20 protein-coding genes are annotated in these 20,399 nt (G+C 68.4%); 12 read left to right on the top strand and 8 right to left on the bottom strand.

The window, feature by feature from the left end; translation table 11 throughout:
* The first annotated feature begins 101 nt into the window (after window positions 1-101).
* Window positions 102-656 carry a YceI family protein gene (locus MOX01_RS12375; RefSeq protein WP_045265072.1) on the top strand — a complete coding sequence of 185 codons (555 nt, stop codon included), beginning with the start codon at window positions 102-104 and terminating at the stop codon, window positions 654-656.
* Between the two features lie 32 nt (window positions 657-688).
* Here MOX01_RS12375 and MOX01_RS12370 read toward each other — a convergent pair whose 3' ends face one another.
* Window positions 689-1,981 (bottom strand): MFS transporter, encoded by a 1,293-nt coding sequence (locus MOX01_RS12370; protein WP_141369935.1) that lies wholly within the window; start codon window positions 1,979-1,981, stop codon window positions 689-691.
* Between the two features lie 187 nt (window positions 1,982-2,168).
* Here MOX01_RS12370 and rpsO point away from each other — a divergent pair, with 187 nt between their 5' ends.
* The 3 genes from rpsO to MOX01_RS12355 all read left to right on the top strand — a co-directional run bounded on the left by rpsO (window position 2,169) and on the right by MOX01_RS12355 (window position 3,799).
* A complete protein-coding gene (gene rpsO / locus MOX01_RS12365; RefSeq protein WP_017830938.1) occupies window positions 2,169-2,438 on the top strand; it encodes a 30S ribosomal protein S15 in 270 nt (89 codons plus the stop codon).
* A gap of 169 nt (window positions 2,439-2,607) precedes the next feature.
* Entirely contained in the window at window positions 2,608-3,477 is an 870-nt protein-coding gene (locus MOX01_RS12360; RefSeq protein ID WP_141369933.1) for a hypothetical protein, read from the top strand.
* Entirely contained in the window at window positions 3,470-3,799 is a 330-nt protein-coding gene (locus tag MOX01_RS12355; RefSeq protein WP_058630511.1) for a transcriptional regulator, read from the top strand. Before MOX01_RS12360 ends, MOX01_RS12355 begins: the two co-directional genes overlap by 8 nt.
* Before the next feature lie 6 nt (window positions 3,800-3,805).
* Here MOX01_RS12355 and MOX01_RS12350 read toward each other — a convergent pair whose 3' ends face one another.
* Window positions 3,806-4,810 carry an isopenicillin N synthase family dioxygenase gene (locus tag MOX01_RS12350; protein ID WP_061015465.1) on the bottom strand — a complete coding sequence of 335 codons (1,005 nt, stop codon included), beginning with the start codon at window positions 4,808-4,810 and terminating at the stop codon, window positions 3,806-3,808.
* A gap of 151 nt (window positions 4,811-4,961) precedes the next feature.
* Between MOX01_RS12350 and efeU the strand changes: the two genes are divergently transcribed.
* From efeU to efeB, 3 genes are read left to right on the top strand one after another with little or no spacing between them, the layout of a single operon-like run.
* On the top strand, window positions 4,962-5,906 hold the full coding sequence (gene efeU / locus MOX01_RS12345; RefSeq protein ID WP_046748299.1) for an iron uptake transporter permease EfeU: 945 nt from the start codon (window positions 4,962-4,964) through the stop codon (window positions 5,904-5,906).
* Window positions 5,903-7,135: an iron uptake system protein EfeO gene (gene efeO / locus MOX01_RS12340; RefSeq protein ID WP_141369931.1), complete on the top strand. Its 1,233-nt coding sequence runs from the start codon at window positions 5,903-5,905 to the stop codon at window positions 7,133-7,135. Before efeU ends, efeO begins: the two co-directional genes overlap by 4 nt.
* Before the next feature lie 37 nt (window positions 7,136-7,172).
* Window positions 7,173-8,477: an iron uptake transporter deferrochelatase/peroxidase subunit gene (gene efeB / locus MOX01_RS12335; protein WP_174799782.1), complete on the top strand. Its 1,305-nt coding sequence runs from the start codon at window positions 7,173-7,175 to the stop codon at window positions 8,475-8,477.
* A 4-nt stretch (window positions 8,478-8,481) separates the two neighbouring features.
* On the opposite strand, the gene MOX01_RS12330 is transcribed toward efeB, so the two are convergent.
* Together MOX01_RS12330 and MOX01_RS12325 are read right to left on the bottom strand one after the other, a co-directional pair.
* Window positions 8,482-9,357: a serine hydrolase domain-containing protein gene (locus tag MOX01_RS12330; RefSeq protein WP_141369929.1), complete on the bottom strand. Its 876-nt coding sequence runs from the start codon at window positions 9,355-9,357 to the stop codon at window positions 8,482-8,484.
* Window positions 9,358-9,367: 10 nt separating this feature from the next.
* Window positions 9,368-10,510: an acyltransferase family protein gene (locus MOX01_RS12325; RefSeq protein WP_113681781.1), complete on the bottom strand. Its 1,143-nt coding sequence runs from the start codon at window positions 10,508-10,510 to the stop codon at window positions 9,368-9,370.
* Window positions 10,511-10,620: 110 nt separating this feature from the next.
* On the opposite strand from MOX01_RS12325, the gene MOX01_RS12320 reads away from it, so the two are divergent.
* The 3 genes from MOX01_RS12320 to MOX01_RS12310 are packed head-to-tail and all read left to right on the top strand — an operon-like array spanning window position 10,621 to window position 13,897.
* Window positions 10,621-11,847 carry an LLM class flavin-dependent oxidoreductase gene (locus MOX01_RS12320; RefSeq protein WP_046748303.1) on the top strand — a complete coding sequence of 409 codons (1,227 nt, stop codon included), beginning with the start codon at window positions 10,621-10,623 and terminating at the stop codon, window positions 11,845-11,847.
* Between the two features lies 1 nt (window position 11,848).
* Window positions 11,849-12,493, top strand: coding sequence for an FMN reductase (locus MOX01_RS12315; RefSeq protein WP_141369927.1), 645 nt, complete (start codon window positions 11,849-11,851; stop codon window positions 12,491-12,493).
* Between the two features lie 51 nt (window positions 12,494-12,544).
* On the top strand, window positions 12,545-13,897 hold the full coding sequence (locus MOX01_RS12310) for an FAD-binding oxidoreductase (RefSeq protein WP_170224243.1): 1,353 nt from the start codon (window positions 12,545-12,547) through the stop codon (window positions 13,895-13,897).
* 1 nt (window position 13,898) lies between these two features.
* On the opposite strand, the gene MOX01_RS12305 is transcribed toward MOX01_RS12310, so the two are convergent.
* Both MOX01_RS12305 and MOX01_RS12300 read right to left on the bottom strand, forming a co-directional pair.
* A complete protein-coding gene (locus MOX01_RS12305; protein ID WP_141369923.1) occupies window positions 13,899-14,588 on the bottom strand; it encodes a response regulator in 690 nt (229 codons plus the stop codon).
* Window positions 14,585-15,874 carry an ATP-binding protein gene (locus MOX01_RS12300; protein WP_141369921.1) on the bottom strand — a complete coding sequence of 430 codons (1,290 nt, stop codon included), beginning with the start codon at window positions 15,872-15,874 and terminating at the stop codon, window positions 14,585-14,587. The genes MOX01_RS12305 and MOX01_RS12300 overlap by 4 nt, the downstream gene beginning before the upstream one ends.
* Window positions 15,875-16,019: 145 nt before the next feature.
* On the opposite strand from MOX01_RS12300, the gene MOX01_RS12295 reads away from it, so the two are divergent.
* Window positions 16,020-17,459, top strand: coding sequence for a cation:dicarboxylate symporter family transporter (locus MOX01_RS12295; protein WP_058630664.1), 1,440 nt, complete (start codon window positions 16,020-16,022; stop codon window positions 17,457-17,459).
* 54 nt (window positions 17,460-17,513) lie between these two features.
* On the opposite strand, the gene MOX01_RS19210 is transcribed toward MOX01_RS12295, so the two are convergent.
* Both MOX01_RS19210 and MOX01_RS12290 read right to left on the bottom strand, forming a co-directional pair.
* Window positions 17,514-17,690, bottom strand: coding sequence for a DUF5302 domain-containing protein (locus tag MOX01_RS19210; protein WP_017830923.1), 177 nt, complete (start codon window positions 17,688-17,690; stop codon window positions 17,514-17,516).
* Between the two features lie 31 nt (window positions 17,691-17,721).
* On the bottom strand, window positions 17,722-18,315 hold the full coding sequence (locus MOX01_RS12290; RefSeq protein ID WP_230979368.1) for a DedA family protein: 594 nt from the start codon (window positions 18,313-18,315) through the stop codon (window positions 17,722-17,724).
* A 131-nt stretch (window positions 18,316-18,446) separates the two neighbouring features.
* Here MOX01_RS12290 and MOX01_RS12285 point away from each other — a divergent pair, with 131 nt between their 5' ends.
* Window positions 18,447-20,387: a GDSL-type esterase/lipase family protein gene (locus MOX01_RS12285; RefSeq protein WP_141369919.1), complete on the top strand. Its 1,941-nt coding sequence runs from the start codon at window positions 18,447-18,449 to the stop codon at window positions 20,385-20,387.
* The last annotated feature ends 12 nt before the right edge of the window (window positions 20,388-20,399 follow it).

The following is a 20,399-nucleotide window of genomic DNA, read 5'->3' as shown; positions in this document are numbered from 1 at the left end:
GGGGAATACATACTTCTGAATGTAAGTTGTCACAGTGGTCGCGGTGAACGCGGCCCCTGTCCCTTGCCGCAGCTGCGGCTGACGTCTCCAGAGGAGAAGCAATGACCAGCATCGACATCCCCGGCTACCGTCCCGGCACCTGGGTCCTGGACCCCTCGCACAGCGAGGTCACCTTCAGTGTCCGTCACATGATGATCTCGAAGGTGCGTGGCACCTTCGGCGTCAAGAGCGCCACCCTGATCGCTCCGGAGAACCCTCTCGAGGCCAAGGTCGAGGCATCCGTCGACGTCACGTCGGTCGACACCAAGGACGAGGGCCGCGACCAGCACCTCCGTTCCGCCGACTTCTTCGACACCGAGAACTTCCCGACCATGGAGTTCGTCTCGACCGGCGCACGCGCCGAGGGCGGCGACCTGTTCGTGGACGGCGACCTCACCATCCGCGGCATCACGAAGCCGGTGACCTTCGAGCTCGACTTCGGCGGATTCGGCAGCGACCCGTGGGGCAACTACAAGGCGGGCGCATCCGCCAAGACGGTCATCAACCGCGAGGACTTCGGCCTGACCTGGAACGCTGCGCTCGAGACCGGCGGCGTTCTCGTCGGCAAGGACGTGACCATCAGCCTCGACCTCCAGGGCGCGCTGCAGCAGGACTGACGCGTCGGATCGAGACCCGAACCCCGGGCCCGTCAGGGCTCGGGGTTCTCTGCGTCGTAGTCGTGGAAACGACGGCTGCGGCGGGCGAGCGTCGCCACCAGAGCGATCACCAGGAAGCCGCCGAGCATGGGCGGGAACCAGAGGCTCGTCAGTGTCGCGAGCGTCCCCGCGTACAGCGCCCCGACGCGGGGGCCGCCGGCGACGACGACGACGAAGAGTCCCTGGAGGCGTCCGCGCATCGCGTCGGGCACGGCGGCCTGCATCATCGTGTTGCGGTAGATCGAGCTGACGTTGTCGGAGGCGCCGGAGAGCGCCAGTGCGATGCACGCGGCGATGATGAGGCCCACGTTCGGCACGGCCTCGCTCGCAGGGGCGGAGAGCGCGCCGATGAGCAGCACGGCGCCGAAGAGCAGGATCGATACGCCGTAAGCCTCGACGGCTCTCGCGATCCCTCGACCGTGCCAGCGGTACTGCACGACGCGGCCGGAGAACAGACTCGAGGTGAAGGTCCCGACGGCGACCGCGGCCGTCAGGATGCCGGTGGTCAGTGCTCCGCCGCCGAGGAGAACCGTGCCGAGCGCCGGGAACAGCACGAGCGGCTGTCCGAACGTCATCGCGATGATGTCGATGATGTACTGCATGCGGATGTTGCCGGCCCTGCGGAGGAACCGCCAGCCGTCGACCAGAGACTCCAGTCCGGGGCGGACGACCTCGCCCTCCGGGCGCAACGCCGGCAGCGTCCACAGCCCGAGGAACATCGACAGCATCAGCACCACGTCGATCGTGTAGGTCCATCCGTAGCCGGTGAGGGCCACGAGGAGGCCCGCCAGCGCGGGACCTGCCATGACGGTGAGCCCGAAGGCGACGCCGTTGAGCGCCGATGCCGCGGCGAGTTTTTCCCGCGGGATGAGACGCGGGACGATCGCGGTGCGCGTCGCCATGCCCACGGAGTTGGCGGCCGAGTTGATCATGCTCAGGGCGTACAGCCACCAGATCGTCTCCGTGCCCGTCCAGGTGAGCGCGGCCAGGAGCGCTGTGGAGGCGAAGGTGACGGTGGCGGCGATGAGGGCTACCCGGCGCCTGTCGAACGCGTCGGCGAGCATCCCGCCGTACAGGCCGGCGAGGATCATGGGTACCAGTCCGGCGACGGCGATCATGGAGACGGCGAAGGTGTTCTGCGTGAGCTCGAACACGTGCAGCATGACCGTGACGATGGTGAGCTGGCCGCCGATGCCCGCCAGGGTCGAGCCGATCCACATCCGGGCGAATGCGGGGCTGGATGCGAGAGGGGAGAGGTCGATCAGATGACCGCGTCTGGGGGTCACGCTTCGGACTGCTTCTGCACGGTTCGAGACTAGTTGACCACCGCCGAGATCCCTTCGGTGCCCGTGTCACCCGAGCGCGCCGACGACTGGTAGACTCGTCAGGTTGCCGTTTGATCGGCCGCGGATAAAGAGAGCCCACGCATCAGGCGTCGGGCGCCGCGCAACAAGCTGAAAGGGGATCGAATCTATGGCACTGGAAGCAGACGTCAAGAAGGCGATCATCGAAGAGTACGCGACGCACCCCGGTGACACCGGATCCCCCGAGGTGCAGGTCGCGATGCTGACGCAGCGCATCAAGGACCTCACCGAGCACCTGAAGGAGCACAAGCACGACCACCACTCGCGTCGTGGTCTGTTCCTGCTCGTGGGTCAGCGCCGTCGTCTGCTCGGCTACCTCCAGGACATCGACATCGCGCGCTACCGCTCGCTGATCGAGCGTCTCGGACTTCGCCGCTAAGGCACCGCGACCCTGCGTTCAATCGCGCAGAACATTCTTGAGAAGGCCGTCCCACGGTGTGGGGCGGCCTTCGTCGTGCCCGCGTGCGTAGCGGTGCCGGTTGCCACCCGCCTGACTTTCCGATAGGAAAGTCATAGAGCTTTCCACCTGGAAAGCGGGGGAGGTCGTCATGGAGCAGAAGCCGATCGAAGGTCAGGACGCTCTGGTGCCCCCGGACCCGGAGACCGCTCGGCGCTACCTCGAGACGGTGGAGGCGGTGGTGGACCGGCGTGACCGTGCCGTCGACCGACGCGCTCTCGCCCGACTGCAGATCGGCAACGCCGTGGTCATGGCGGCGTATTTCGTCGCCTTCGCGCTCGTCCTCCGGCAGGACGACGTGCTGGCGTCGCAGATCGTGCTGTTCACTCTCCTGGTCTGGGGGCAGCTGTCCGCCGGGATGGCGCAGCGCACGGGTATGCAGTGGCGGATGACGCGCTCGCGGTGGCCGCTGCTGCTCGGCGGCGCAGTGATCGTCATCGGTGCCTTCGTGGTGTTCGGGTTCGCTGCTCTGGATACGCGACTTCCCGTCGGGGTGGTGCTCATCCCGGCAGCCATCGTGCTCGTCGGAGTCGGAGGGCATGGCGTCGTGCAGCTCATACGGGCTGCGGGTGACCCGCGTCGTCCGCGTCCGGCTCCCCGGCCGCTGCCGCGTCGGCTTCGTTGGGGCACCGTGCTCGTCGGCGTCGCGTTCGCCGTGCTGACGATGCTCGCGGGATCGCCGGACGACGTGCTGAGGAGCGTCATCACCCTGCTCGTGATGCTGTGCCTCGTGGCGTGGATCGCCGCCTCCGCCTCCGAGCTCGGTCTCCCCGCAGTCGGCGCGTCCTGGCGCTTGCCGCACCTCACCGTCTTCTTCGTCGCCGCCTGCATACCCGTGGGCATCGTCGTGGGATCCGGATCCCTCGGCAACCCAGGAATCGCCGGCGTGTGTGCCGGTGCCGGTGTGATCGCGTCGTTCGTGGCTGTCTCCTTCGTCGCGGGGCACGGCCAACGTGCGTGAGTCGGCCTCCGTCCCGCACCCGCGCACGCGGCTGGACGACAACTTCGCCTCGCCGATCCGGTTCTCCCTCATGGCCGGACTGGGCGACGGGATGGAGCTCGACTTCTCAGCCCTGCGGGAGATGCTGCAGTGCGGCGACTCGCCCCTGAGCAAGGCGATCGCGCACCTGCAGGCCGCCGGGTATGTGGTCGCGCGCAAAGGCACGGTCGGGGGGCGCTCGCGCACCTGGGTGCGTCCGACGAAGGCGGGGCGTGATGCCTTCGCCGCGCACCTTCAGGCACTGCGCGAGATCGTCGCCCTCAGCGGTGGGGCGGAACTGTGACGTCCCTCAGGCGGTCGCGCCGACGAGGTCGGGGTGATGGATCGCCGCGACATCGGGGTGCGCACGAAGCCGAGACTTGAGCGCGTTCTCGCCGTAGGTCGCATGGATCGGATTGCCGGGATCCTCGGTGACTCCGGTCGCTTGCGCAGCGAGGTCAGCGGGGAGCTCGAGCAGTGGCAGCTGCTGATCGAGCGCGGGGTTGAAGAAGAACGGGATCGAGATGCGCTCCTCCGGTGCCCGCGGTGAGATCACACGGTGGTTCGTGGCCTTGAGGTATCCGCCGGTGGCGTACTCCAGCAGCTCGCCGATGTTGACGACGAAGGCGCCGGGCACCGGGGGAGCAGAGACCCACTCACCGTCACGCTCGACCTGGAGTCCGCCCTTGCCGGGCTCGACCCACAGCAGCGTCAGCACACCGGAATCCTTGTGCGCTCCGACGCCCTGCTGCGGTTCCGGCTCGTCCGTGCCCGGGTATCGCACGATCTTGATCAGAGTCGACGGATCGCGGAACGGCTCGTCGAAGTAGGTCTCGTCTGCGCCGAGAGTGACAGCCCAGGCGCGAAGAAGCTTGTGAGCGATCTCGGTCAGGGTGTCGTGCCACTCCGTGACGATCTCCTTCAGCTCCGGCTGGGCGGCGGGCCAGAGGTTGGGGCCGGTGAGCCGGTTGAAGGCGGGGCCGCCGTCGACGGGTTCGCGCTCGGGGCCGATGTCGATCTGCTCGCGCCAGTCGACCTTCCCCTGCGTCCGCTCGCCGCCCACTCGGGTGTACCCGCGGAAATGCGGACTGTTCACGTTCTCGATCGCGAGCTTGTCCTCTTCGGGCAGGGCGAAGAAGTCGAGCGCCGCCTGATGGAGCCGGGCCTCGAGCTCGGGGGAGATCCCGGTGCCGGTGAGGTAGAAGAAACCGACGTCGTGCGTCGCGGCCCGCAGTTCTTCACGGAATCGTGCGGCGGAGTCGGGGCCTTCGTCGAGCTGGGAGAGGTCGAGGACGGGGAGCGAGAGTTCAGCCATGGACCGAGGCTACGTCGCCTGGACGGGGAGGGTGCCCTGTGTTGCAATCCATTACTTCCCGCCGTCGGGGTTCGGAGCACGTCGATCGCGGTGCTAGAGTCATCCTTCGGTAAGGGCCGCCTTACCTCAGTCACCGCAGAGAGTGTTTTCCGTGCTCGCCACTTTTCTCATCGGGCTCCGCGAGGGTCTCGAAGCCGCGCTCGTCGTCGGTATCCTCGTCGCCTACCTCCGTCGTCTCGGCCGGAAGGATGCCCTCCCGAAGATGTGGGCAGGAGTCGGTCTCGCTATCGTCCTGGCGCTCGGCATCGGAGCTGTGCTCACGTTCGGTGCGTACGAACTGACGTTCCAGGCGCAGGAGCTGATCGGCGGAGGTCTCTCGCTGCTCGCCGTGGCCATGGTGACCTGGATGATCTTCTGGATGCAGCGCGCTGGTCGCAGCATGAAGGCCACGCTGGAGGGCGGTATCGATCGCGCCCTCACCGCCGGTGGGCTCTGGGCCCTGATCGCCATCGGCTTCGTGTCGGTCGCGCGCGAGGGTATCGAGACCACGCTGTTGCTGTGGTCGATGGTCCAGTCCTTCGGAGACGCCCCCTCGGCGCTGCTGGGCGCGCTGCTCGGACTGATCGCTGCCGTGATCATCGGCTGGCTGATCTCCCGCGGCGCGCTGCGACTCGATCTCCGCCGCTTCTTCGCCTGGACGGGGGGCTTCCTGGTGATCGTCGCCGCCGGTGTCCTCGCCTACGCGCTCATGGACCTCCAAGAGGCCGGAGCGCTCCCTGGCCCGTTCACCGCTCTGGCCCCGATCGATGCGGTGACCGGGGGCGTGGCCGTCGGATGGGCGGCCTTCCCCTTCGGCTGGGCATTCGACGTGTCGGCGACGATCGCCCCGGGCGGCCCTCTCGCCTCGATCCTGCAGGCGACCATCGGATTCATGCCGGCGATGACCTGGTTGCAGGTCGTCGCCTGGGTCCTCTACATCTCCGTCGTCGGATGGCTGTACATCCGCGGCCTCCGCTCGAGCCGCGCGGCGAAGCCGCAGAGCCCGACGGAGCCCTCATCGACATCTCCCTCCCTCTCACCTCAAGGAGCAGCATGACCACCTCGCACCGGATCCTGGGGGTGCTGGCCGCCACCGGCGCCGCGGCGCTCGTCCTCAGCGGCTGCGTCGCGAAGAGCGATGCACAGGCCACGGCGGCGTTCGACGTCTCGTCGACCGACAGCGACTGCGCCGTGTCGGCGTCGACAGCCGAGAGCGGGACTCTCACCTTCGACGTCAAGAACGACACCGGTCAGGTGACGGAGTTCTACCTTCTCGCCGAGGACGGGCTCCGCATCGTGGGTGAGGTCGAGAACATCGCACCGGCAGCATCGCGCACGTTGACCGTGGTCGCCCAGCCGGGCGACTACTTCACCCTCTGCAAGCCGGGCATGGTCGGCGACGGCGTCGGGAAGACGGCGTTCACCGTCACCGGGGACCGTGTCGCGGTCGACGGGCCCGATGCCGAGCAGAAGCAGAAGGCGGTCGATCTCTACGGTGCCTTCGTCAAGGATCAGGTCGGTCAGCTCGTCCCCGCCGTCGAGGACTTCGTCGCCGCCTACGAGTCCGGCGACGACGAGACCGCCCGCACCCTGTTCCCGCAGACTCGCGCCTTCTACGAGCGCATCGAGCCCGTCGCGGAGGCGCTGGGCGACCTCGACCCGCGCATCGACTACCGCGAGGTCGACGCCGTCGCCGAGAAGCTCGATTGGACGGGCTTCCACCGCATCGAGAAGGATCTGTGGGCGCCTGCGCAGGACGCGCTGAACGCGGACGGTGAGACCCCTGCGTGGCAGGACTGGGCGCCGTCGACACCGGAAGAGCGTGCCGATTACGGCGACCTGCTGCTCGCCGACGTGCAGGAGCTGTACGACTACGTGCACTCCGACGACTTCACCACCGCGCTCGACGACCAGGGCATCGGCGGCATCTCCAACGGAGCGATCGCGTTGCTCGATGAGGTCGCGACCGGCAAGATCTCCGGCGAGGAGGACTGGTGGTCCGGCACGGATCTGTACGACTTCGCGGCAAACGTTGAGGGCTCCAAGATGGCGTTCTCGCTCGTGCAGGAGTTCGCCGCTGCACAGGGCGATCAGGGCAAGGAACTGGTCGCCGAGATCGAGTCCGGTTACACCGCCCTCGAGGACTCGCTCGCGACCCACGGTTCGCTCGCAGCCGGATTCGTGGGCTACTCGGAGTTGACCGAGGCCGACAAGCGCGAGTTCACCGATCTGATCAACGCCCTGGCCGAGCCGCTGTCGCAGCTCACCAGCACGGTCCTCGACTGATCAGCGTCGAGTCGGCCCACCGGATACGATCACGGACGTGAACGAGTCAGAAGCGGGTGCCGCGCACGGCGAATCGACGTCGGGCGGGGCATCCACCCCTACCGGACTGAGCAGGCGCGGCCTTCTCGGGCTGGCCATCGGTGGCAGTGTCGCGGGGCTCGCTGTCGGGACCGGCGCCGGCCTCACCGGGGGAGTCGCACTGGGGCGTGCCAGGGCTGCCGATGACGCGCATTCGGCCTACGACTTCTTCGGAGAGCATCAGGCGGGCATCACCACTCCGGTGCAGGACCATCTGCACTTCGCCAGCTTCGACATGATGCCGCGCACCGACCGCGATGACCTGATCTCTCTGCTGCAGGACTGGTCGTATGCGGCCTCGCGCATGGCGCAAGGACTCGAGGTCAGCGCGACCGGCGCGGTCGGCGGACCGGCCGAGGCGCCTCCGGACGATACGGGAGAGGCGCTGGGTCTGCCCGCTGCAGGACTCACGATCACGTTCGGCTTCGGACCCGGTCTCTTCGAGAACGAGGACGGTGACCGGTACGGCATCGCCGCGCAGCGGCCGGCGGGGCTGGAGCGTCTGCCCGCCTTCCTCGGCGACGACCTCGATCCTCAGACCTCTCACGGTGACCTCTGTGTCCAGGCCTGTGCCGACGACCCCCAGGTGGCGGTGCACGCCATCCGCAACCTCAGTCGCATCGCGTTCGGCCGCGCGCGCCTGCGCTGGTCGCAGCTCGGCTTCGGCAAGACGTCGCGCACCACGGCGACGCAGGCGACCCCGCGCAACCTCTTCGGATTCAAGGACGGCACCGCGAACATCCTCGCCGACGACACCGAGGCGCTGAGGGATCACGTCTGGGTCGCCGCGAAGGACGAGCCGGCGTGGCTGGCCGGTGGCTCCTATCTCGTGGCCCGGAAGATCGCGATGCTCATCGAGACCTGGGACCGGGTGCGGCTCTCCGAGCAGGACACGATCATCGGCCGCGACAAGGGCGAGGGTGCACCGCTCTCCGGCGGCGATGAGTTCACCGCTCCGGACTTCCACGGCAAGGCGATCGACGCCGACAGTCACGTGAGCCTCGCGCACCCGGAACACAACGACGGCATCCGCATCCTCCGCCGCGGCTACAACTACGTCGACGGCAACAACGAGCTCGGTCGGCTCGACGCCGGGCTGTTCTTCCTCTCGTATCAGCGCGACCCCGCGCAGTTCATCGCGTTGCAGCGGCGGTTGTCGACCGACCTCATGAACGAGTACATCCGCCATGTCGGTTCGGGCGTCTGGGCGGTGCCGGCGGGCGCGAAGCCGGGGTCCTACGTGGGAGCCGCGCTGTTCGCCTGAGCTGTCACGGCTCGCGTGTGCTCGTGAGCGTCTCCACCGCGAACGCAGCGATGGCATCGGCGCCGAAGTGATCGTCGGCCGTGATGGTCACCACGGCGTCGTCGAGGAAGATGAGCAGTTGGCCGTAGGCGCCGTGAAGTCTCCACGCCGGCCCGGGGCCGCCCCATCCTGCAAGGGCGTAGCGATCGTAGTCCGCGCTCTCGCCGGCGACCCGCCATTGCGTGTGCATCGCGTCGGTCCATTCTGGGGCGATCAGCTGTCGGCCCTCCCACGCGCCGCGTTCCCTGATGAGCAGGCCGAGGCGCGCCAGCTCATCGGTGCGCAGGGGCAGGCCCCCTCCCGCGGCGATGCGACCCTGAGGGCTGCGCTCCCATTCCACGTCATCGATGCCGAGCGGTCGGAACAGTCGGGCGTCGAGGTATTCGCCCACATCTCCGACGCGCGCGGCGAGCGCGGCCATGGCGGTGTACGTGCTCGCGTTCGAGTACTGGAACGAGCGTCCGCTCGACGGGCGTCGCAGGAACTCGCGGGCCAGGTCCGGCCAGTCCGTCAGCAGCGTCTCGGACCACGGCAGATCGATCCCGCTGGTCATCGAGAGCAGATCCCGCAGCGTGACGTCCTCGACGCCATCTCCCAGCTCGAAGTCGGGGAGGTAGATGCCGACGGGCACGTCGAGCGACACCGCGCCCTCGTCGGCTGCCATTCCCGTAGCCAGAACGCAGACACCTTTCGCGATGGAGTGGACGTCCTCCCGCACGTCGTCGGTCCAGCGATGTTCAGCGGTCTCGGTGGCGACGCGGACGTGCAGCCCGTGAGCGCCGAAGTCCGTCTCCTCGATGCGTTCGACGATGCGGTCTCGGACGGTCTGTGCGCGGCTCACGCCTTCGAGGCTATCGCCCTGGCTGGCGGGGGCGTCGTGAGCCCGTCGGGTCGTTCCGGCGCCCCTCCTTGGAGGCGAGCGCCGGGTCGGCGAACAGCCACCCTGGCCGGGGTTCCACCAGGGGGCGGAAGACCCACCTGACCGGCTTCGTCGCCAGCGCGAGGGCGATCAGCACCGACGCCACGGTGACGAGGGGGAGCCAGATCCAGGTCGGCTCGAGGCTCTGCAGGACCCCGCTCTCGCGGAAGGGGTACAGCACGAACGAATGCAGCAGGAACACGTACATCGTGTACTGGCCGAATGTCGTCCACCAGTGGGCGCCCCGCGGGATGAGGGCGAAGAAGGCGGCGCTGAGCACGACGGCGAGCATCATCAGGAGTATCCGCACCCCGCCGGCCCACCACTGCTCCCCGCCCAGATCGGCATAGGAGTCCTCGTAGAAGAGCCAGTGCCGCAGATCGGCCGCCTGCCACAGCGGAAGCCAGTTCCAGGCGGCCCAACCGGCCAGTGCGAAGATCGCGACGGCGCCGCCGCGGATCCACCAGGGACGGAAGTCGAGGAGACGGAACCTGTCCACGATGTCGTGCTCGCGCAGCCACCAGCCCAGAGTGAAGAAGGGAAGGAGCCCCAGGGTGCGGGACAGCGAGAACGTGCTGTCGACGTTCGGCAGGTATCCCACGCCGACCGAGATCACCACTGTCCACAGCAGTGGCCACCGAAGCAGCGCGAGGTACGGGAGCACGAGCCGGAAGATCCCGAGTGCGAGGAGGAACCACAGCGTCCAGCTCGGCTTCGTGATGTTCGGATCGACCTGTCCCTCGACGAGCCACTTGGTGAGTGTCCACAGCGTCTCGAAGATGACGTAGGGGAGCAGGATGTCCGTGATCACCCTGGCCATCTGCGTCTTGGAGGGGGAGCCGGACTTCGAGAAGTAGCCGGAGATGATGGCGAACGCCGGCATGTGGAACGCGTACAGCGCCAGGTAGAACGCGAAGGCGATGTCGGAGTCGTACGTCAGGCGCTGGATCGCGTGACCGAGCACGACGAGCACGATGCAGACGTATCGTGCGTTGTCCCAGAACGGCACACGCCTCCGCCTGCGGGGGACCGATCCTGTGGTGGGCCCTGAGACGTCGGCGCCGGCACTGCTCATCGTTCGAGGCTACAGGCCGGGAATAAAGTTGATGTGAGCGCGTTGACACAGATACATTCAAATGAATAGAACGGGATGCGAGTCGTCCGGTTCGGAGACACGGAGCAATCATGAGCGAGCAGTCAGGCGCGCAGGCGATGCAGTTCGGCATCATGTCGGTCAGCGACATCACCCGCGATCCCACCACGGGAATCACCCCCAGCGAGCAGGAGCGCATCAAGGCGACGACGGCGATCGCCGTGCACGCCGAAGAGGTCGGACTCGACGTCTTCGCGATCGGCGAGCACCACAACCCGCCGTTCTGGTCCTCCAGCCCCACGACCTTCCTGGCGGCACTGGCCGCGCAGACCGAGCGCCTCATCGTCTCCACGTCGACGACGCTCATCACCACGAACGACCCTGTGCGCATCGCCGAGGAGTACGCGATGCTGCAGCACGTGTCCGACGGCCGCATGGACCTCATGCTCGGCCGCGGCAACACCGGCCCGGTGTACCCGTGGTTCGGGCAGGACATCCGTCAAGGTCTGCCGCTCGCGATCGAGAACTACGCCCTGCTGCACAAGCTGTGGCGTGAGGACGTCGTCGACTGGGAGGGCAAGTTCCGCACCCCGTTGCAGGGCTTCACCTCGACGCCCCGTCCGCTCGACGGCATCGCCCCGTTCGTGTGGCACGGCTCCATCCGCACCCCGGAGATCGCGGAGCAGGCCGCCTACTACGGAGACGGGTTCTTCGCGAACAACATCTTCTGGCCGAAGGAGCACTACCAGCGGCTCATCGAGCTGTACCGTCAGCGCTTCGAGCACTACGGCCACGGCACGCGCGAGCAGGCGATCGTGGGACTCGGCGGCCAGGTGTTCATGGCCGCGAAGTCGCAGGACGCGGTGAACCAGTTCCGCCCGTACTTCGACAACGCGCCCGTGTACGGTCACGGTCCGAGCATGGAGGACTTCACGGAGATGACCCCGCTGACGGTGGGCTCTCCGCAGCAGGTGATCGACCGCTACGCCGGCATGCGCGAGCACTATGGCGACTACCAGCGCCAGCTGTTCCTCATCGACCACGCTGGTCTGCCGTTGAAGACGGTCCTCGAGCAGCTCGACATCCTCGGTTCCGAGGTCGTCCCCGTGCTGCGCAAGGAGCTGGCGAAGGACCGCCCCGCATCCGTGCCGGACGCGCCGACCCATGCCGCGCGCGTCAAGGCCGAGTTCGGTGACGGGCCGACCCGTCAGGCGCGCCCCGGTGCGAACCGCGGAGACAACCTCACCGGGGACTCGCCCTACCAGGACACCCCGGCGCCCGCGGGTGCTGCCTTCGGACTCGGCCGGAAGGAGGCCTGACATGACCACGCGTCGTATCGCCGTCGTCTCGGCGGGATTGTCGAACCCGTCGTCCACCAGGATGCTCGCCGATCGCCTCGCGGCCGAGACCGTGAAAGCCCTCGCCGCACACGACATCGAGGCGAGCGTCGACGTGATCGAGCTGCGCGACTATGCGCACGACATCACGAACAACATGCTCACCGGCTTCGCGCCGCCGGCGCTCGAGACGGCGATCAACACCGTGGTCTCCGCCGATGCGCTGATCGCTGTGACGCCGATCTTCTCGACGAGCTACTCGGGCCTGTTCAAGTCGTTCATCGACGTGCTCGACCCGGACGCCCTCACCGGGAAGCCCGCGCTCATCGGGGCGAACGCGGGCACCGCCAGGCACTCGCTGGCGATCGACTACGCGATCCGCCCGCTGTTCGCGTACCTCCACGCCGAGGCCGTCTCGACCGGAGTGTTCGCGGCATCAAGCGATTGGGGCGGCGCGGGCGACGACGTCGCTCCGCTCGCCAAGCGTGTGGAGAAGGGGGCGAAGGAGCTCGCGGAGGCGATCGCACGTCGCGGAGCCTCCGAGACGGTCGATCCCTACGACCCTGCCACGTACCTGGGTGAAGGGCGCTCGTTCGGCCACATGCTCGGCGGTCTGGCGGGCGAGTGAGTCGCGCATGACGCCGTCGACGATGTCCGAGGGATGTCGTACGGTGGCGTCATGCCAACGCACCCCGCCATCGTCGCGCTCCAGGACCGACTGACCGGAACCCTCGTCCTTCCCGCAGACACGGCGTACGCCGCGGCGCGTCGACCGTGGAACCTCGCGATCGAGCAGCATCCAGATGCGGTCGCGACGCCCGCCGACGTCGACGACCTCCGTGTGCTCCTGCGCGCAGCACGGGAAGCGGGGACGAGCCTCGCGATCCAGCCAAGCGGCCACGGCGCATCCGGCGACCTGAGTGGTGCCGTCCTGGTGCGCATGAGCGCATTCGACGAGCTGTCCCTCGACCTCGAGAGCGGGGTCGCGACCGTCGGCGCCGGCGTGCGCTGGGGTGCGGTCGTCGAGGCGCTGGAGGGAACCGGCTGGGTCGCGCCGGCCGGCACCAGCCCGGTCGTCAGCGTGGCCGGGTACACACTGGGCGGCGGGCACTCCTGGTTCAGCCGCACGGGCGGTCTCGGCTCCGACAACCTGCGCGCGGCATGGGTGCTCCGCCCTGACGGCACGCATGAGCGCATCGACGATGACACCGACAGTGACCTCATGTGGGCATTGCGCGGAGCCGGAGGCCTGGTGGGGATCGTGACCGCGCTCGAGATCGAGCTCGTGCCAGCACCGGACATCTGGGGCGCCAACCTCACCTTCGATGTCGTCGACGCTCCCGCGGTCGTCCGTGCGGTCCGCGACCTCGCCGTATCAGCAGCCGCGACGCTCAACGTGTTCGTCAACTCGATGCGCATGCCGGATGCGCCGGAGCTGCCGGAGCAGATCAGGGGACGCAGCTTCCTCACCGTCCAGGTGCTGTCGACCGATGGGCCGCAGGACGAACTGGTCGACACGGTGCGTAGAGCAGGGGAGGTGCGCAGGGAGATCACCGGTCCGACTTCGCCCGCTGCACTGGCCGCCGCCTCGAACGAGCCCACGGAGCCGACCCCTGGCCGGGGTGCTTCGATGGCTCTGAGCATCCTCGACGACGAGACGATCGATGCCCTCCTCGAGTTCAGGGAGCTCCCGGAGCACTGGCCGATCATGGGCATCGACCTCCGCATGCTCGGCGGTGCCTTGAACGCCCCGCGCCGCTCGGGCTTCGCATCGCTGCAGTCCGTCGGCTGGCTGTTGCACGCTCTCGTCCCGGTCATCCCCGGTGTGCCGACCGAGCCTGGCGACGCGAGTCTCGTGGCGTTCCGCGAGCTCCTGGCGCCGAACGAGGCCCCGCAGACCGTGGCGACCTTCCTCGGCCCTGATCAGTCGCTCGACCGATGCGGCACCGCCGACGATGTCGCCCGACTGCGCAGCGTGCGGTCGCGCGTCGACCCCGAGGGACTGCTCCACGAAGGACGACTGCCGCGCTGACCTAAGCGGGAGGCGGTCCGGGGCGTCTCCAGTCGTACTCGGTCTCCGGTCGTCCCCGTGTGCCGTAGCGTGCGCCCCGTGTCAGCACACCCTCGGCGACCAGATGCTCCAGGTAACGGCGCACCGCGACCCGAGACATGCCGAGTCGCTCGGCTGCCTCCCGCGCCGAGAGCGGTCCGCCGGCGCGCAGTTCCGCGGCGACCCTGTCCAAGGAGGTCGTCGAGAGTCCCTTGGGCAGCGCGATCGTTCCCGTGGAGCGGCCGAGCAGTGCATCGATCTCCGCTTGGGTGGCCTCGCCCTCGGTGGAGCGCGCCTGTTCCCTGTATGCGCGGTACTGTTCCATCCGCTCGCGGAACACGGTGAACGGGAACGGCTTGACGAGATACTGGAACACCCCGAGCGCAGCCATCTGCCGCACCGACTCGGCGTCGCGCACACTGGTGATCGCGATCACGTCCAGCGCTGCGGAGCGTGCTCGGAGCGCACGGAGCACGTCGATACCCGAGCCGTCCGGCATCGTGATGTCGAGCAGTACCAGATCGAATGCGCCGGGTCGATCGAGCACTGCCGTCATCGCGGCGCGGGCGCCCGTGCACTCGCCGGTCACCTCGAAGCCGTCGAGACGGGCAAGGTAGTCGCGGTGCAGTTCGAGCGTGAGTGCGTCGTCGTCGACGATGAGCGCGCGGATCATCGCCGCCGCCGCCCTTGCCGTTCGCCCGCGGCGGGGAGGACGACTCGGAAGGTCGTCGGGGCATCCGTCACCGTGACCGAGCCACCCGCCCCGCTCACCACCGAGCGCACGAGGGCCAGGCCGATGCCGCGCCCTTGCACATCGGCAGGTTTCGTGGAGAATCCCTGGTCGAACATCCGCTCGCGCACGGCCGGCGCTATTCCGGGACCGCTGTCGGAGACCTCCAGCACGATTCCGTGGCCGTCGTGCGTGCGCAGCGAGACCCGCACCCACCGGTCGTCCGACTCGGCCGCGGCATCCATGGCGTTGTCCACCAGGTTGCCGAGCACGGACACGGCGTCCACGGTCGACAGGGGAGTGCGGGGAGTGTCCGGCTCGATGTGCACCCGCCAGTCGATGCCGCGTTCCTTGGCCTGCGAGGCCTTTCCGAGGAGGAGCGCTCCGACGGCCGGATCGCCGTGGCGTCGCGCGGTCACCTGGTCGACGAGGGATTGGCTCTGACGGGACGTCTCCGTGAGGATCTCGATCGCCTCGTCACGGCGTCCGAGTTCGAGCAGAGCCACCGCGGCGTGCATCCTGTTCCCGTGTTCGTGCGTCTGCGCCCGCAGCGCTTCCCCCAGGGTGCGGATCGATTCGTACGACGACACGGCGTCGCGCAGCTGGCCGGGCGGGAGATCGCCGGCGATTCGGCGGGTCACGCGGCGAGCGATGATCGCGCCACCGGCGCCGAGGGCGACGAGGGCGATCGTGATGCCGAGCGTGAGAGGCAGGCGGCGGATCAGCGTATCGCTGATGGACTCGGTCGTCACCCCTGCGGCGACCCAGCCGATCAGGTCGTCATCCGGCGCGGTGACCGGGACGATGGTCCGTACCGATGGTCCCAGGGTGCCGGTGAACTCCTCGGTGAGCGTGCGCGGCGACGCGGGGATCGTTCCCAGGTAGGTTCCGCCGATCTGGTCGGCGTCGGGGTGGGTGATCCGCGTGCCGTCGGGAGTCATCACCGTGATGAAGTCGAGTCCCGCACCGGCGACCACGGTCAGCGAGTAGGGCTCGAGCACCCGTGTGGCCGCTTCCCGGTCGTCCGAGCTCAGACCGTCGATCACGTCCGGGGAGGCAGCGAGCGAGACGGCAGTGGCGGCCGTGACCCGTTCCGCCTCGGCGCGGATCGATCGTTGCGCCTCCAGCACCAGGAAGCCCGCGACGAGGATGCCGATCACGACGGCGGCGACCAGCAGCACGGCGAACACACGGGAGGCGGTGCTGCGGGTGCGGGAGGGGCGCGCCATCGCTTCCTCCGATCGTCGTTGCTCTGGTGCCGTGACCAATACGACCACAACTCGCCCCGATGCGGGAAGTCGAGGACCGTGAACTCTGATCGGCGGCGAAGCAGCCGCCCACCGGACGATGACGTCGATGATCGAGGAGGACGCGATGGCGCTCACAACAGGATTCTCACTGCCGAAGTTCAACTGGCGGCGAGGGAAGCAATCGTGGGACCGGCACACCTGGCTGTATGTGTCGGTGCTCCTGGCGGTCGTGCTCGGTGCGGTCGTCGGTCTCGTCTGGCCCGAGGTGGGACAGGCTTTCGAGCCGCTGGGCAAGGGATTCGTGGCTCTGATCAAGATGATGATCGCCCCGATCATCTTCTGCACGATCGTGGTCGGAGTGGGGTCGATAGCCAAGGCGGCCACCGTCGGCAAGATCGGCGGACTCGCGCTGCTGTACTTCATGGTCATGTCGACCTTCGCCCTCGCGATCGGTCTCGTCGTGGGGAACATCATCCACCCGGGCTCCGGACTCGACATGGCCTCGTCGACGTACGATGCGGTCGAGGCGGAGGCCAAGACGACACAGGAGTTCATCCTCGGCATCATCCCGACCACGTTCTTCTCGGCGTTCACGGGTGAGAGCGTGCTGCAGGTGCTGTTCATCGCGCTCCTCGTCGGCTTCGCCCTGCAGGGGCTCGGCGACCGTGGCGCCCCGATCATGGACGCGGTCAAGCAGCTCCAGAAGCTCGTCTTCCGCATTCTCGGCATGATCCTGTGGCTGGCTCCGCTCGGGGCCTTCGGTGCGATCGCCGCCGTGGTCGGCAAGACCGGTGTCGCCGCGATCTGGAGCCTGGGCACGCTGATGGTCGCCTTCTACATCACCTGCATCCTGTTCATCGTCGTCATCCTCGGGGTGCTGCTGTGGACCGTCACACGGGTGAACATCTTCGCGCTCATGAAGTACCTCGCCAGGGAGTACCTGCTCATCGTTGGAACGTCTTCCTCGGAATCCGCGCTGCCCCGGCTGATCGCGAAGATGGAGTTCGTCGGCGTCTCCAAGCCGGTCGTGGGCATCACCGTTCCGACCGGGTACTCGTTCAACCTCGACGGCACGGCCATCTACCTGACGATGGCTTCGCTGTTCATCGCCACGGGCATGGGCCAGCCGATGACGATCGGCGAGCAGATCGGTCTGCTCGTGTTCATGATCATCGCGAGCAAGGGCGCCGCCGGAGTCACCGGCGCGGGCCTCGCCACCCTCGCCGGCGGCCTCCAGGCATACCGCCCCGACCTGGTGGACGGTGTCGGGGTGATCGTGGGCATCGATCGGTTCATGTCGGAGGGGCGAGCACTCACGAACTTCACCGGCAATGCGGTCGCGACCCTGTTGATCGGCACGTGGACGAAGCAGATCGACCGCGACCGCGTGCGACGCGTGCTCAGCGGGGAGCTGCCCTTCGACGAGTCCCTGCTCGACGGCGTCGATGCGCACGAGCCGGTGGGCAGCGCCCAGGCCGCTGACATGCAGGAGCTCCGCGAAGCGGCGGTCTCCGAGATGGCGGCGAAGGAGGAGCGGGCCCGGCTCCGCGCCGACCGCCGCTGAGACGGAAGTGGGGGATGCGGGAGCCCGGCCGAGCCGGCTCCCGCATCCGCGCGGTCAACCGCTCTTGCGTCGGAACTCGCGCCGCGTCTGCGGGGCGTTCGCACTGTGCACGGCGGAATCGCCGTCGAGGTGTGCCTCGCCCTGCCGGTGGTGCGCGTTCTTCTTCTCGAGCGCTTCCTTGAACTTGCGCTTCATCTCCTCAGAAGAGGAGGCGCCTTCTTCGGTGCTCATGACCCGAGCCTAGGGCACGTGCCCGGGTGGGTCACCCTCTGGAGCGGCGCACGCACAGGTCGATCAGCGCCCCGATCCCGATCGCGAGCACGATGGAGACGGGCACGGCCACGAGCGGACCTCCGGGGACGAGCGTCGCGACAGTTGCGCCCACCGCGGCCTGGTACAGCGCCCACCCGGTCGCAGCGAGACTGACGAGCGCGAGGTAGCGCGGCGGGTGGACACGCGATGCCCCGGCGACCAGATTGATCGCAAGCCGCGCGAACGGCACGAACCTCGCGGTGAACAGCACCGTGGCCATCCCGCCGTCCAAGCGGCGGCGAGCCCAATCCAGAGCCTGGAGCACGCGTGGTGCCCGCATCCACCGCCAGCGCTCGGTGCCAACCGACCACCCGATGAGGTAGCAGCAGGCGTCACCCAGAGCAGCGGCGACGGCGGCACACACGACCACAGCCCACAGGGGCGGGGAGCCCGTCGTGACCGCGATCGCACCGAGGGCGGTCACCGCGACCTCACCGGGCACCACGACGAAGAAGGCGTCCCCCACCACGAGCACGCTCATCAGGACCAGGCTCCAAGGGCCAGCGAGTGAGGCGGTCAGCAGATCCGTCGGCACGTCGCTCACTCTGCCCCCAGAGGGTGAACGGGAACCAAAGAACGGATAGCCGGTGACCCGTTCTCCAGCATCCGGTGAACATCCGGTGCAGAAGGGCGTCTGCGGGCGTCCCCGCTCGTACGGACCGTCATCCTGGGCCTGTGAGAGTAGCGATCGTCACCGAGTCCTTCCTTCCGCACATGAACGGTGTCACCGGCTCGGTGCTGCAGATCCTGCGACACCTCGAACGGCGAGGGCATGAAGCTCATGTCGTCGCGCCCGCGGCCGTCGGCGCACCGTCCGAGATCAGCGGTGCCCCCGTCGAACCGATACCGAGTCTCGCTCTTCCGGGGTACCGGCACGTGAGGGTGGGAACGTCGAGCGCTCACCGCATCGCCACCTCGCTCGCTCGCTTCCAGCCCGATGTCGTGCACCTCGCTTCCCCTTTCGCATTGGGGTGGCGTGGGGTGCTGGCCGCCGAGCGCCTGGAGCTGCCGGCCGTCGCCGCCTATCAGACCGACGTTGCCGCATACACCGAGCGCTATCGGGTCGCGGCGACCACGGGCATCGCCCAGGCTCACATCGCCCGCCTGCATCGACGCGCCACCATCACCCTCGCGCCCTCCGCCGACTCGGCCAGGCAGCTCACCGCGCTGGGTATCGACCGCGTGCGTCGCTGGGGGAGGGGCGTCGACGCCGAGCGGTTCCAGCCGTCGCGACGCGACGGCGCGCTCCGAGCCGGCTGGGGCGCCGACGTCGTCATCGGCTACGTCGGACGTCTCGCGCCGGAGAAGCAGGTCGAAGACCTCGTCGCACTCCGCGGTATCCCCGGCACACGCCTGGTGATCGTGGGGGACGGGCCCAGCAGAGCGAAGGCGCAGGGACTGCTACCCGATGCCCTCTTCCTCGGCCACCTCGACGGGGACGCGCTCGCCGCGGCGATGGCATCTTTCGACCTGTTCGTCCACCCCGGCGAGAGCGAGACATTCGGTCAGACCCTGCAAGAAGCCCATGCGAGCGGTGTCCCCGTGATCGCGACGGGTCGCGGCGGTCCGCTGGGTCTCGTGCGCATGGGCATCGACGGATGGCTTTACCGGCCGGGGGACCTCGACGATCTGCGGGGTCGGGTGTCCGACCTCGCCGGCGATGCGCGCAAGAGGCGGGCTTTCGGCGAGGCCGGGCGCGAAGCCGTGCAGGAGCGCAGCTGGGAGAAGGTATGCGACCAGCTCCTCGACCACTTCGACGAGGCGAGGACGCTGCATGCGGTGGACTCCCGGGCTCGCGCTCGTCGCCTCGTGCGCCCCGAGCCGCCCGCGACGATCGTCTCCCGTCGGTGGCGGCGGTACGTCGCGCTCGGTGACTCTCTCACGGAAGGGCTCTGCGATCCGGCACCCGATGGTGCGCTGAGAGGATGGGCCGACCGTCTCGCGCTCCTGCTCGCCGCGAGAGGAGGTCTGCACTACGCGAACCTGGCCATCAGGTCCAAGCGCGTCCGAGACGTCGCCGGACTGCAACTGGCCAGGGCACTCGAGCTTCGGCCCGACCTCGTGTCGATCCTGATCGGTGCGAACGACCTCGTGAAGCCCCGCGTCGATGTCACCGCGCTCGCCGCGGAGCTAGAGGACGCCGTGCGCCGGCTGCGGGGAATAGGGGCGGACGTGCTCCTCGTCACGCCCTTTCTCCCCGGCCGTCGCGCTGCGTCGATCTATACGCGGAGGTTCTCCGCCTTCGCCACCGCGTTGAGCGGGATCGCCGCCCGCACCGGCGCGATCCTGATCGATACGGATCTGCACCCCTCGCTGGCCGAGCGCGCGAACTGGGGCGAGGATCTGGTCCACCTGAGCAGCCGGGGCCACCGTTTCCTCGCCTACCGTGGCGCCGAAGTGCTCGGTGTCCCCGATGCCGATGCGCTCGGGGTGCTCGACGCAGCGATGCACGACCATGAGACCATCGGCGCCGGTGTGTGGTGGCGACGGCATGCGCTTCCGTGGGTCTGGCGCCGCCTCAACGGTCGCGCGGCGGGTGACGGGAGGATCGCGAAGCACGATGGCTACGTGTACCTCGGTCGGCCGTCTGCGGCGTTCGCTGCGGTCGTGCCCTGAGACCCCGCTCGC

The organism is Microbacterium oxydans, assembly GCF_006540085.1.
GTDB classification, from domain to species: domain Bacteria; phylum Actinomycetota; class Actinomycetes; order Actinomycetales; family Microbacteriaceae; genus Microbacterium; species Microbacterium oxydans.
Note: the sequence above shows the minus strand (reverse complement) of the source record. Positions and strands in the feature narration are given on the sequence as shown.